The organism is Sporosarcina thermotolerans, assembly GCF_030067815.1.
Lineage (GTDB): Bacteria > Bacillota > Bacilli > Bacillales_A > Planococcaceae > Sporosarcina > Sporosarcina thermotolerans.
This window is the reverse complement of sequence record NZ_CP125968.1, coordinates 1,866,173-1,878,368: the sequence shown is the minus strand read 5'-3', so window position 1 is coordinate 1,878,368 and position 12,196 is coordinate 1,866,173. Positions and strand designations below refer to the sequence as shown.

The window sequence follows — 12,196 nt, the reverse complement described above, 5'->3', positions numbered from 1 at the left end:
AACTTCTCCCGATTCCGTAGCTCAGCTGGGAGAGCGCTACCTTGACAGGGTAGAGGTCGCTGGTTCGAGCCCAGTCGGAATCATTGGGTGCCAAACCCTTGGAAGTATTGTCGGAACAACGATACTTCTCCGAAACAGTCCTATTAGGCCGGATGCCTAGGGGCTGTTTTTTTATGGTTTTTTTACCTAATGTCCGCAATTTGTCCGCAGTTGCTTTTCTTGTTTTTTCTTCCTCCATAGCATCCGGTATGCCACTTCAATAAAAAAGGCTTTACTCCTTCTTGAAGTAAAGCTACCCGTTAGTAAAAACTCACTTTAAAAAGGACCTGTCAAAATACTCCTTTATTAGTATTGCTAGCCCCAAAATCGTAAACAACAATCCTACAACAAATGGGAATCCTAAGAATAAACTTTGAACAGTTTCAATCCCATATTGCTTTCCTCCAAAAATCGCATACCACAACTTTGAACCAGACCAACTAGTCATGCTTGGAATATACGTCATTGCTACCAAAATTATAGTTAGTGTAGTAAATAATCCCCCTATCATTATAAAACCACCAATTACTGTCCTTTTCATTCTTTCGCCCCCAATCTTTATCTCCAATCAAAATAGTATATTTTTTACTTCAAGTTAAAAATCCCCTTACCAGTTTCCATATTTATTGGCAATGATGAATGTTCATGAGCTATGACCCAAGATTCATTCACTTTCTTTAAACCAAATGTGAACCGATTGGTCATTTGACGAAGTTTCTCACCAGATTCTTCTTGGTGAGCAGCATATGTTATTGCACAATGAACAAATGCTATATATGAATCTTCTTCAACTACTATGTCATTAAAATCAACTTTAAGTAAAACGCCATCCTCACTCAATCCATTAAACCACTCTGTTACATTTTGCTTCCACGAAGAAATACCCTTGCTTTCCCAGTTCCCCCAGCAATCATAAATATGCATTTCGCGATCATACATGGATAAGAATTTTTCAACATCTTTTTCGTAAACTGCTGTTTTGTAATTTTCAAGTATGTCTTGAACTTTGAAAAAACCCTCCGTCATTAAGTGCATCCCCTTTACTAATCTCAGAAATGTAAGAATGTTACTATAGATAAATTCTATACTCAATCATTTTTTCCTTCTTCAATTACCTGCCCCTTTAGTTCAATTAAGAAATGATCCTCCAAGCAGTTCAATGATCTATTAAAAAACACCCGTTTGGATCAGAACTCAAATTCAAACGACATCAATCGATGCGAATATTCGAAACCCAATTTTCCAGCTACTCTTTTGGACGGCTCATTCGATTCATCAGTAGTCCAAAACACACCAATCCCTCTTTTCAAGCATTCCTTTATGTATTGTTGTCCTAGGATCGTTGCCAAACCGCGATTTCGGACATTTTGATCAAATGTTGCTATATAAATTTCATGGCGGTCTCCGTTCACACAACATGTGTAACATGTACTTATTACTTTACCATTTTTTAAAACAGCATATCCTTCCCCATATTGAGTAAAAGATTCCGCTGAAGACCAGTATTCTGTTAACTCTTCCCTTAGATTCTCGTCAGCGTTAATCAATTCCTTAGTGATCTTTACCATGGTAATACCTTCATCAAGCACATGACATAGTTGCTCCAAACCTTTATTGAAACGAACCGTATCCAATTCGTAATAGACGTTATATCCCACATAATATTTACGCCCATCAACCATTTTTTTCAGAGCCTCTTTCCAAGTTTCGTTAAAGATATTGGCGATAAACCAGGTTCCTCCACATAAATCCAGACTTTCTTGCTTTAATTGTGTGGAAATTAAATTACCCAGGTGGCTGTTAAACAACTCATTCTCTGGATCACCGAGCAGATAGTACCCCAAGCCCACCGCGTATACAATTGCAGTACGGGGCTCCTCTATCTGATCAACATATACTACGCCTTGATTCATTCCGCTAAGAACTGCATTTAATACATTTTCATTTTTTTCTTGCGGACTAACCAACAATTTATTAATTTTGTAATAATTTTCTTTTGGCAGTTTAACGATCATCATTTATTCCTCCCTTAAGGTTTTATTTTTATTCTACTAGTAACCAAGCGCATTTTTTCACAAACCTCTTATAATATAGAAAATATTATGTTGTTCAGTAAATACATTTCATAATCTCGCTGATTTCATTTAAATTCATATCAAATATAGTGGAATATGATGCGGTTGATTTACTTATCGATTCAAAGTATTTATCTTTACAATTTCATAGTTTCTTTTTGTTTCATTCATTTAATTTTCCTCCCCATGAGCTAATCAGTAATTCAAATTGTTCCGATAAATCCTTCTTCCCTTTATCTTACAATATTTACTAATGCAACATGACATTATCACAACTATATATTTGTACAAAAAGGCGAGGATTGAAGAGTTTTTTTCTATATAAGTTCAAGTTCATTGATGTTTCGGCATTGGATCGCAGGTATATAGGATATAGTTGATTGAAGCGGAGAACGGCGACTCCAACGGGAACAGCGCGAGCTGAAGACCCTGGACTGAGCGAAAGCCGTAACGTAGAACGGCTTTTGCGAGCAAAAGCGTAGCGTTGCGAGCACGGATGCAAAGCTGCCTTTATTTCTGCAAAATGCGCAGAAATACGGCAAATCGAACTCTTCGTGGTTCCATTGGCTGAAGCCTTGCCCGCGAAAAGCGTCCGTTCGGAGCGGAAATCAACATTGCCTAATATTACCCCTACAGTATAAAATTTTAAGTTAACCTCCACCCTTTATGGACGTCTAAATCTGTTACAATATATATTGAAATTAATTGGAAGGAATAGAGTATAATTTGACTGAAGTTGTTATCTTTTTAATAAAGGAGGAGAGTACAATCTACCCAGAGGAAATCGGTAGGAAGGTAAAAGAAGCGAGATTAAACAAGTCCTTTACTCAACAGGAATTAGCAGATAAATGCTCGTTAACAAAGAGTCATATATCCAAAATCGAGAATGGACAAGCTTCCCCCGCCTTAGCAACGTTATCGAAAATAGCAAAAGAATTAAATGCACCCTTGTCCTATTTTTTGGAATCAAATAATCAAAGCAAGATGGCAATCGTTAGAAATACTGAAAGAACATTAAAAGTTGGAAATGAAGAAATTGGTTATACATATGAAGCTTTGGCGAAGCGTCCTCATTTCAGCAAAATTGAACCAGTAATCGTGACAGTCTTGCCGGAAGCGGAATTAGTAGAACCTTTTACACATGCGGAGGATGAATTTATATTCGTCCTTTCCGGCTCCATTAATCTTTATTATGATGGTGAATTACATTTATTGGAACAAGGCGATAGTGCTTATTTCGAAGGAACGATTCCCCATATATTTCTTTCAACTGGAAAAATAGAAGCAAAGGTCTTAACGATGTTCATTCAGGTAGATAGCCTGTAGTCTGAAAAATAATTTTGTTTTGAATGTAAGTGTTTACATTATTTTCGTTTTCATGTACTATTTTGTGTAACCGCATTCAACTCAGTTGAATGTAATTACACAACAAGGAGTGTATATTAATGACAACTACTAGAATTCCAGGATTTTATCGTTTATCAACTCAGGAAAGATTAGATATTGTTACGAAGGGACGCGGCTTAACAGAGGATGAATTATCATATCTATCTGCCAATCAAACGCTACCTATGGACCTCGCAGATTCCATGATTGAAAATGTTGTTGGCCAAATCAGTATCCCGGTTGGAATTGCAACTAACTTTAAAATAAACGGAAAAGATACGTTCATTCCAATGGCTACTGAAGAACCATCAGTTGTAGCAGCAGCAAGTAATGCAGCAAAAGCTACATATGAACATGGCGGATTCTTCACATCTATGAGTGGAACAATTATGCGAGGACAGATTCAAGTTCTTAATGTTGCTGATCCTTATGCAGCAAAAGCTAAAATCTTCGAACATAAAGAAGAGATTATGAATCTTTGTAATGAGAAAGACCCAACATTAGTTTCTTTAGGCGGCGGAGTAAAAGACCTCGAAGTGCATATTATTCCAACGACAAATCATACTATGCTTGTTATTCATCTCATCGTTGACACGCGAGATGCAATGGGTGCAAATGCTGTAAATACGATGGCTGAATCCGTTGCGCCTATGATTGAAACAATAACAGGTGGTAGAGTGCTTCTAAGAATCATTTCAAATTTGGCAGATCGTAGACTAGTTCGTGCACGCGCAGTATTTTCAGCCGAAGCCCTTGGTGGCAAAGAGGTTGTGAAAGATATTGTAAGTGCTTATGAATTTGCAGAGTTTGATCCTTATCGTGCAGCTACACATAATAAAGGAATTATGAATGGTATTTCAGCGGTTGTTTTAGCGACTGGTAATGATACTCGTGCTGTAGAAGCGGGTGCCCATGCTTACGCTTCCATCTCCGGACATTATAAATCCTTGACGAAGTTTGAAATAAATGCGGATGGTGATTTATCAGGTTCAATCGAGCTTCCTATGGCGGTTGGAATTGTTGGCGGAGCAACAAAAACGCATCCAGTTGCAAAGGCTTCGTTAAAAATTATGGGGATAAGCTCTGCGGAAGAACTCGCAGGTTGCATTGCAGCGACAGGACTTGCCCAAAACGCTGCTGGTCTTCGTGCACTTGCATCAGAAGGCATCCAGAGAGGTCATATGTCGCTACACGCAAGAAATTTAGCGGTTATGGCTGGCGCAGCTAAGTCGGATATTGATCGAATTGTTGCTCAAGCAGTAGCAGAAAAAGATTTAAGATACGATCGAATTTTGGAGATCACTAAAGCAATTCAAAGAGGTGAATAATTTGAACGATAAACATGTCAATTCGACCGATACTTCTTCAAAAAATAAATACTTAGAAATACTTGGAGATACAATTGTACCTAATCAGTTGCTCTTCTCAATTGTAATAAGTGTCGCAGTAAGTTTAGGTGGTTATAATCTTGGTCTCTGGTTTTTCCCATCTATTGCGAGTGAAAATATGGTCGCTTCCTATTCCCTACTTCTTGGTATTACAGGAACCGTCCTTTCATTAGTATTATGTTCTTTTGTCTTTAAACCAAAACGAATATTGATCGAAGAAGAGACTTCAACTAACAGTATGAGAGAAGTTTTTGAGGATTTACAATTAGATGCAGATGAAGAGCTTGCACTAATAGAGAACGACCCAATTACCAAAAAAGAATTAGAAGAACTTGGTGTTCTTGAGCAGTTTAGAGCTCTGGGGGTGACAAAAAGAAATGAGTTTATTACTAACGGCAATTATATTTGCATTTATTGGTGCAATTGTGTTTTCTTTAATCGGATTGATATCCGGTACGGATGAAACAGCGATCATGGTACCCCTTACTCTGTTAGTCATTCTTTTGGGCGCTCCCCCAGTAGCCGTCTTTTCATTCTTCATGGCTGCTGTTTTGGCAAAGCACCTCACGCATGCTGTACCTACAGCGTTAATGGGGATTCCTGGTGATACTACGGCGGTCCCTTTAATCGACCATGCCAATACACTAAGAAGAATGGGAATGCCCCATGTCGCTCTGAGAAAGATGATCTCTGGAGGTATTATTGGAGCGTTCATCGCCCTACCTACAGCGGTTCTGTTAGGACAATTTTTAGGTCAGTTTGCTGATTTCTTTAAATCATCGGCTGGAATCATTTTCACACTTGCAGCAATATTAATTGCCTACTTCTCAAAAGGTAGATGGGTAAGTGTTTTAATGATCATCCCTTTTGCATTCTTTATAAAAAGTTTAGATTTAATGAGTTTTACACTATTGGACAAACATTTATCAATCAGCTTCTTCTTAGGAATTGCTGTCGGCCCTATGTTTTCTGATATTTTATTTGCCACTTCTGCAAGTGCAAAACGTTCAATTGAAAGAAGCAAGCCTAAAGAGTATCACTTGGCTCCTGAGACGAAAGCATGGAAAGGATACTTTCCAAACCCATTAAAAATACTCACAGGCAGGCAAAAGTTTTTCACAGCGATTACGACATTTATTTCTTCATTAACGTTTGTTTTCAGTCCAGTCGGTATGACCTCATTAATGGGTGAAATCGTTGGGTCCCGTACGAAAGGGGCTTATAAAAAATCGACAACAAGTTTAACAGTTATGAATGGTGTTACTGAGTCTACATATATTGCAGAAGCAATCATTCCACTTATTGCGTTCGGGATTCCTTTGAGTCCTGTTGCATTAGGGCCAGCTTCTCCTTTATTCAATGCACCACCTGTTTTTACTGTTGACCCTGTCAATAATTTGCATACGTACATGACGTCATGGGATTTCTTCATTTATGGATTTATAGGTCTCGCTGTGGCTGCACTCATCGCATATCCGTTTTCAATGAACTATGCAAGAAAAGCTTCCGTTATCGTTATGAAATTCGTCAGTCAGGAAGCAATCGTTGCAATGTTCATTGGATTAGCATGTCTACTTGCTTTTCATGAGGCACAATTTGTCGGTATCGCGCTTACCTTTACGGTAGCAGCTGTTGGTGGGCTATTGAATCGTATCCTCGGTATTGGAGCAGGTGTACAGTTTATGGTGTTCTATGCTTCAGCTTGGATTATGGCTACCCTATTTGGATTTTAATTGAAAGGGGTTTGTATAAATGACATTTAAACAATTCCCGGAACAGGTATTTATAAGAGAAGTCGGTCCAAGAGACGGCTTACAGAATGAAAGCAAATTTATCAATACAGAGGACAAGATCGAATGGATAAACCAGCTTTCTTCAACTGGTTTGAGCTATATAGAGGTCACTTCTTTCGTTAATCCTACATGGATTCCTGCATTATCTGATGCGGATTCCGTTGTCAAACAGATTACAAAAGCTCCCGGAGTGACATATGCAGCTCTTGTACCAAATATGCGAGGACTAAACCGCGCTTTGGAGAGTCAAATAGACGAAGTTTCAGTTTTCATCTCGGCTAGTGAGACTCACAACAAGAAAAATATCAATAAGACAATTAGAGAAACAGAAACTGTTCTTGCTGAAGTTGTACGAGAATCAATTACAAACAATAAGTCGGTAAGGGGTTATATCTCAACTGTGTTTGGCTGTCCTTTTGAAGGTAACGTCGAGATAAATGAAGTACTTCGATTGACGGATTCTCTTTTGAAATGGGCATAGAAGAATTATCATTAGGGGATGCTATTGGCGTCGCTAATCCGTTGCAAGTAAGAATACTTTTGGAAGAGCTTTTAAAGCGGTATCCACAAGAAAAAATAGCGATGCATTTCCATAATACCCGTGGTACAGCTATGGCAAATGTGCTTGCCTCTTTAGAGATGGGGATCACTAAGTTCGACAGTTCCCTTGGCGGTCTTGGAGGTTGTCCATATGCACCGGGCGCATCGGGTAATTTGGCAACAGATGATCTTCACTATATGCTTTCAAATATGGGCATTCAAACAAATATAAATGCTGAAAAACTTCTTTCGGCAGCGATGTTCATGCAGGATAAAATGGATAAGCCTTTAGATAGTCATACCGTTAAGTATCGAATGAACAACTAATATAAGCATTCATTTACAATCCGAGACTAAAATCTTATAGTCTCGGATTGTCTAATAGAGAGGACGATTTAAGATGGCAGATAGGAAATCATTGGCGGATTATCAGAGGGAATATGAGATAATTATCTTTGCAGATCAACCAAAAAAGGATATACTACTTGCCGGTTTAATGAATGAGATGGAAAAACAATTCAATATCCCCTTCCCGAGAAATGTGTCTTGGGAAAGAGAGAATCCTAAGATTAATGCAATGTACAGGAAAATAGCGATTACTAGGACACTTTAACATCCTGTTCGAATAAAATAATAGTATGATCAATTCAGAGACTGGGTGAATAACGTGTTCATAGGTGATCAAAAAAGAAATGATTTGATTAATTATCCTAATGGAAATGGCGCACAACAGACGAGTGTAAGTAAAGGGGCCTTATTGGGATTAATAGGAGGAATCACCTCTACCATCGGTGACGCACTCCAAGCATTCGGGACAGCGGTATCCATCACGGAAGATCAACAACAACAAATTCAACAGGATCAACAACAGCAGCAGGTAAATAAGCAACTTCAGGATTTACAACAACAAATCGAACAGCTGAAACAACAGCAACAACAACAGCAAACCGAGCAACAAATGCAACAACAAATTCAACTATTACAGCAGCAGATGATTAAAACACAAGAGAAACAAGAGGAACAACTCAATATATTGAAAGAATTTATCAAGCATCTTCAAAAATAGTAAAGAAAGCCATGAGACAATTTCATGACTTTCTTTTTTCATTTATGAGAATCAATGAATCGGTATTAGGATTTCAACAACTTCTTCCTTTGCGCCATTCTCAAGGTAGAAAATTTCGATTGGACAAGAGTCGTTAAACTGGTTTTGTTTATATCCGTTCTCCCCATCCAAGCAAACAATTTACTATACCCTTGGTCAATTGTTCTATTTGAGCAGCAGATTTTTGCGTATTTCATTAATGGTAATTCGAGTCCCATCATGCCATCAGGTATTTCATTTAACTCATCAACCTCTAAACTAGGAAAATAAGTGGCGAAGATACCATTGGACATGTATGGACTAAATAATACCTGTTTACTTTTGCTATTCGCTATCTCATCCATTCTTCTTTCGAAATCCATTTGAACCTTTATGGCAGCATCCGGGAATCCTTTAGGAAAGTTTGCGGTTATGCTCTGCCCTACCAACTGGTACTCCTTTTCGATAATTCCACATTCAAAACTGGCAATTGTTTTCACTTCCATTGTTATCTCCCCCACAACTGTATTTCCTACTAAATTCGCCATTTGTTTTTGAATTCCTTTCGAGTATAGTAAAAATATAAGGGGGAATTTAAATGGAAATTATTGCAGTAACTGAAAGACAAGATCTTTTCGAAAAGGCGGCAAAAGCATTTTGGGAGCAATGGGGAAACGAATCGAATTATAAGTTTTACAAGGATTGCATGATTCATTCGACAACTGAAAGCGTCCCATCATTTTACATTGCAGTGGATGGTGATTCAATCATCGGAACATATGCGATTTTGCGGAATGATTTGGTTAGTCGACAAGATCTCTCTCCGTGGCTTGCCTGTCTGTATGTGGACCCAGCTTACCGAGGACAAGCGATGGGCTCGAAGTTAATGGATCATGCTATTGCTGAGGCCAACAAGAAAGGATACGACAAGCTGTATTTGACGACCGATCATATTGGATATTATGAAAAATATGGATGGTCAAGACTAACAGAGTGCTATGACTTATTCGGAAATCAGACATCCGTTTACGAAAAAAAATGTTAACTATTTATTAATACAAAAACCGCCTACATCGTAAGCGGTTTTTTCTTCAGGATAAAAATGATGCTATGAAAATAACGATGATGGCAAGAGGTGCAACAAAACGTACGATAAACTTCCATGAACGATTCAAAAACGGATGCATTTTTAACTCATCATCGGTATCAGCAGTCGTTAGTACATAGCCGGCAAAAATCGAGATAAGAAGTGCTCCAATCGGTAATCCGAATCGGCTTGTCAGAATATCTGCGAAGTCGAAAAACGTGCCTCCGGGCAATTTCAGATTCTGTAACAATCCAAATGATAAAGCACTTGGGATCCGACGATGAAAATAAGCAAACCAAACAACCAGGAAGCTTTCCTTCTCCACTCATGTTTTTTCCCAATTCCTGTAGACACGACAATTTCCAACATTGCAATCGAAGAAGTTAGCGTAGCAAATAATAATAAAATGAAAAACAGCACTATGAAAAATCCACCCAAAGGAATTTCATTGAAGATAGCTGGTAAGATAACAAATATAAGTCCCGGACCTTCAGCAGGTGATTGTCCAAGCGCGAATACAGCTGGAAAAATGACGATGCCAGCCAGTAGAGAGATGAAAATATTCAATATGGAGACATTAAACGCCGATTGACCGAGCTTTTCTTCTTCGACAAATAGGACGCATATGTCAGCATCGCCGTCACCCCGACACTTAACGAGAAAAAGGCTTGTCCAAGTGCAAGTAAGAACGTTTTCGCGGTTAAATAAGACCAATTCGGAACGAAAAGAAACCGGATTCCTTCCATAGCCCCGTCAAGTGTAACCGACCGTATTGCAAGCACAATGAAGAAAATGAATAATAAAGGCATCATCCATCGACTCGCGCGCTCAATTCCGCCTTTAATACCGCTTTGAACAATCCAGATTGTCATAAGCATAAAGACAGCTTGAGCAAGCAACACCTCCATCGGATCTGCAATAATCGAATTAAATAGTCCGCTATAATCCGTGGTATCAAGACGTGAAACAATTGCCCTTGCGAGATAGGATAAAATCCATCCTCCAACTACGCTATAAAATGATAATAAAATAAATGAAGAACCTAACCCAAGCCAACCGATCAAATACCAGCTGCTTTTCGGTGCAAGACGTTTTAGGGATGTAACCGCATCATGCTGTCCCCTTCTTCCAACAACGAATTCTGCTAAAAGTATGGGCAGACCAATTGCCAACGTACAAATAATAAATAGCAAAACAAAGACACTTCCGCCATTTGTTCCTGCCATATAAGGAAACTTCCATATCGCCCCAAGTCCTATAGCGCTACCTGCGGCCGCTAAAACAAATCCAATCTTAGATGTCCATTGCTCTCGTTGTTTCACCAAAATCACTCACTTCGTATAATGTGTCCCCACTGAATTTTTCTTATTATACCTTATTCAAATTGAAATGATCATTATTTTATTATTCCGTAAAACAATAAGTAAAAAGCAAATATTTCCATTGATAATCCAGTAAAACACATGTATTATATAAACATAAGCTGCATTGTACGTATAACATTAAGTTTTAACCTTTATGCTGTAAAAGGGAGTTTTATATAAGAACAGGAATGGCAAGCCCTATCCTTTACTGATAGGGACAGACAGGAATGTTTTTGCGAACACCCACTTTGAGGAGTGGTGGTTTAAAACTTTCTATGATAAATACGGCAAAGGCGGCTTTACTTACATAAAATTATTTAGCACCTCCCTTATCTTATAGGGTGGTGCTTTTTTGAATGATTATAATCAAATTCGGCATCCTATAGAAAAGGAGCTGAATTTGAAATGCGAAATATGCTGATTGCTCTTGGGCTAATAATAACTACTCATTCTACACTGACTCATCATCCGGTGGTCGTTAACGAGCCTGTTGAACCTGCTTACGCAAAATGGGGACAGCTTGCTATGAAAGAAGTTAAAGCAAAGTACCCTAATGCAGAAATTATCGACTACTTGCACGAAGGAACCGAATCTGTTGGGGACTCAACAATTGAAAAGTTTAAACTATGGCTTAAAGAGGGAAACCGTGAATTCGGTGTTTTTGTGAGGATCACATATACAACCAAAACGGGTGAACTAAAAGGAATAGACTATCGGGAATCCGACCGATGAAATCAATTAGGATCAATCACAAGTTCGGATGTAATTGATCCATTCCTTCCCTTCTATTTCAAAAATAAACCATTAATTCCTCATCAAAATATGTCCCATCAATTTTCAATGCATTTTTCTCAATCCCGTACGTTTCAAATCCAAATGAAGCATAAAGGCTATTTGCAGCCTTATTGGAACTGACCACTGCCAAATGAATTTGTTCAATGCCTTTTATTGTCCTTGCAGTTGTTATCGCTTCTTTGATAAGTTGTTTCGCTACGCCATTTCCGCGTTTTTCGGGTTTAACGTACATGGCGACAATCGATGCACGATGGTTAAGTTTCACCAATTTTTCTGGAATTAACGTAACGGTGCCAATTAATCCATCATCATCAAAAGCTCCAAATGTAAATGAATCATCGTTTCTAAATCTCTTTAGATACTTCTCGGCTAATTGCCCCTTCTCCTCCAAGTAACTAACAGCAAATGCTTCTGGGTTCATATTTAACGCCTCTAACCGAATAGCATAGTAATCTCCTGCATCTTGCGCGCATAATCTTTTAATCTGCATCACTTATCCCCCTCACCATGTTTTCTCTAACGATAATTTATACGACTATCATTGTCCAGTAAAATTAGCACACTCGTCTTTTACACCTCGAACATACATTAGTTTAGTATAATAGAAAAATATACAGACGTTGATAATTGCAGAAAGGGTGGTCA

General features: G+C 38.4%; 13 protein-coding genes, 1 tRNA gene, 1 other RNA gene and 2 pseudogenes. 11 read left to right on the top strand and 6 right to left on the bottom strand.

Annotated features, from left to right (window positions below):
- Positions 1-10 precede the first annotated feature (10 nt).
- Positions 11-83: transfer RNA gene (locus QNH10_RS10775), tRNA-Val, on the top strand.
- A 227-nt stretch (positions 84-310) separates the two neighbouring features.
- Here QNH10_RS10775 and QNH10_RS10770 read toward each other — a convergent pair.
- The 3 genes from QNH10_RS10770 to QNH10_RS10760 all read right to left on the bottom strand — a co-directional run bounded on the left by QNH10_RS10770 (position 311) and on the right by QNH10_RS10760 (position 2,057).
- Positions 311-580 carry a hypothetical protein gene (locus QNH10_RS10770; RefSeq protein WP_283731567.1) on the bottom strand — a complete coding sequence of 90 codons (270 nt, stop codon included), beginning with the start codon at positions 578-580 and terminating at the stop codon, positions 311-313.
- 44 nt (positions 581-624) lie between these two features.
- Positions 625-1,065, bottom strand: a complete 441-nt coding sequence (locus QNH10_RS10765; protein WP_283731566.1) for a YybH family protein — start codon at positions 1,063-1,065, stop codon at positions 625-627.
- A 161-nt stretch (positions 1,066-1,226) separates the two neighbouring features.
- Positions 1,227-2,057 (bottom strand): GNAT family N-acetyltransferase, encoded by an 831-nt coding sequence (locus QNH10_RS10760; RefSeq protein WP_283731565.1) that lies wholly within the window; start codon positions 2,055-2,057, stop codon positions 1,227-1,229.
- Between the two features lie 783 nt (positions 2,058-2,840).
- Between QNH10_RS10760 and QNH10_RS10755 the strand changes: the two genes are divergently transcribed.
- The 7 genes and pseudogenes from QNH10_RS10755 (at position 2,841) to QNH10_RS10725 (ending at position 8,287) form a co-directional block, all read left to right on the top strand.
- Complete coding sequence (locus QNH10_RS10755) at positions 2,841-3,440, top strand: helix-turn-helix domain-containing protein (RefSeq protein WP_283731564.1); 600 nt, start codon at positions 2,841-2,843, stop codon at positions 3,438-3,440.
- Positions 3,441-3,559: 119 nt separating this feature from the next.
- A complete protein-coding gene (locus QNH10_RS10750) occupies positions 3,560-4,828 on the top strand; it encodes a hydroxymethylglutaryl-CoA reductase, degradative (protein ID WP_283731563.1) in 1,269 nt (422 codons plus the stop codon).
- A 1-nt stretch (position 4,829) separates the two neighbouring features.
- Positions 4,830-5,351, top strand: coding sequence for a hypothetical protein (locus tag QNH10_RS10745; RefSeq protein WP_283731562.1), 522 nt, complete (start codon positions 4,830-4,832; stop codon positions 5,349-5,351).
- Positions 5,266-6,621, top strand: a complete 1,356-nt coding sequence (locus tag QNH10_RS10740; RefSeq protein WP_283731561.1) for a tripartite tricarboxylate transporter permease — start codon at positions 5,266-5,268, stop codon at positions 6,619-6,621. Before QNH10_RS10745 ends, QNH10_RS10740 begins: the two co-directional genes overlap by 86 nt.
- Positions 6,622-6,640: 19 nt before the next feature.
- Positions 6,641-7,548: pseudogene (locus QNH10_RS10735) on the top strand (hydroxymethylglutaryl-CoA lyase).
- Positions 7,549-7,621: 73 nt separating this feature from the next.
- Positions 7,622-7,834 (top strand): hypothetical protein, encoded by a 213-nt coding sequence (locus tag QNH10_RS10730; protein ID WP_283731560.1) that lies wholly within the window; start codon positions 7,622-7,624, stop codon positions 7,832-7,834.
- A gap of 54 nt (positions 7,835-7,888) precedes the next feature.
- Positions 7,889-8,287: a hypothetical protein gene (locus tag QNH10_RS10725; RefSeq protein WP_283731559.1), complete on the top strand. Its 399-nt coding sequence runs from the start codon at positions 7,889-7,891 to the stop codon at positions 8,285-8,287.
- A gap of 65 nt (positions 8,288-8,352) precedes the next feature.
- Here the strand turns inward: QNH10_RS10725 and QNH10_RS10720 are convergent, their stop codons facing one another.
- A complete protein-coding gene (locus tag QNH10_RS10720; protein ID WP_283731558.1) occupies positions 8,353-8,853 on the bottom strand; it encodes an AraC family transcriptional regulator in 501 nt (166 codons plus the stop codon).
- A gap of 50 nt (positions 8,854-8,903) precedes the next feature.
- On the opposite strand from QNH10_RS10720, the gene QNH10_RS10715 reads away from it, so the two are divergent.
- Positions 8,904-9,350, top strand: a complete 447-nt coding sequence (locus QNH10_RS10715; protein WP_283731557.1) for a GNAT family N-acetyltransferase — start codon at positions 8,904-8,906, stop codon at positions 9,348-9,350.
- A 46-nt stretch (positions 9,351-9,396) separates the two neighbouring features.
- On the opposite strand, the pseudogene QNH10_RS10710 reads toward QNH10_RS10715, so the two are convergent.
- Positions 9,397-10,714, bottom strand: a pseudogene (locus QNH10_RS10710) (sodium-dependent transporter).
- Between the two features lie 155 nt (positions 10,715-10,869).
- Between QNH10_RS10710 and ssrS the strand changes: the two are divergent.
- Positions 10,870-11,060, top strand: a non-coding RNA gene (ssrS, locus tag QNH10_RS10705) — 6S RNA.
- 101 nt (positions 11,061-11,161) lie between these two features.
- Positions 11,162-11,488 (top strand): DUF3889 domain-containing protein, encoded by a 327-nt coding sequence (locus QNH10_RS10700; RefSeq protein WP_283731556.1) that lies wholly within the window; start codon positions 11,162-11,164, stop codon positions 11,486-11,488.
- Positions 11,489-11,546: 58 nt separating this feature from the next.
- Here the strand turns inward: QNH10_RS10700 and QNH10_RS10695 are convergent, their stop codons facing one another.
- Positions 11,547-12,041, bottom strand: a complete 495-nt coding sequence (locus tag QNH10_RS10695; RefSeq protein ID WP_283731555.1) for a GNAT family N-acetyltransferase — start codon at positions 12,039-12,041, stop codon at positions 11,547-11,549.
- Positions 12,042-12,196 lie beyond the last annotated feature (155 nt).

What these genes read in the sequence shown, in the direction of transcription:
- QNH10_RS10770 (WP_283731567.1), bottom strand. Translation starts at nt 580, where the DNA reads ATGAAAAGGACAGTAATTGGTGGTTTTATAATGATAGGGGGATTATTT.
- QNH10_RS10765 (WP_283731566.1), bottom strand. Translation starts at nt 1,065, where the DNA reads ATGACGGAGGGTTTTTTCAAAGTTCAAGACATACTTGAAAATTACAAA.
- QNH10_RS10760 (WP_283731565.1), bottom strand. Translation starts at nt 2,057, where the DNA reads ATGATGATCGTTAAACTGCCAAAAGAAAATTATTACAAAATTAATAAA.
- QNH10_RS10750 (WP_283731563.1), top strand. Translation starts at nt 3,560, where the DNA reads ATGACAACTACTAGAATTCCAGGATTTTATCGTTTATCAACTCAGGAA.
- QNH10_RS10740 (WP_283731561.1), top strand. Translation starts at nt 5,266, where the DNA reads ATGAGTTTATTACTAACGGCAATTATATTTGCATTTATTGGTGCAATT.
- QNH10_RS10730 (WP_283731560.1), top strand. Translation starts at nt 7,622, where the DNA reads ATGGCAGATAGGAAATCATTGGCGGATTATCAGAGGGAATATGAGATA.
- QNH10_RS10720 (WP_283731558.1), bottom strand. Translation starts at nt 8,853, where the DNA reads ATGGCGAATTTAGTAGGAAATACAGTTGTGGGGGAGATAACAATGGAA.
- QNH10_RS10715 (WP_283731557.1), top strand. Translation starts at nt 8,904, where the DNA reads ATGGAAATTATTGCAGTAACTGAAAGACAAGATCTTTTCGAAAAGGCG.
- QNH10_RS10700 (WP_283731556.1), top strand. Translation starts at nt 11,162, where the DNA reads ATGCGAAATATGCTGATTGCTCTTGGGCTAATAATAACTACTCATTCT.
- QNH10_RS10695 (WP_283731555.1), bottom strand. Translation starts at nt 12,041, where the DNA reads ATGCAGATTAAAAGATTATGCGCGCAAGATGCAGGAGATTACTATGCT.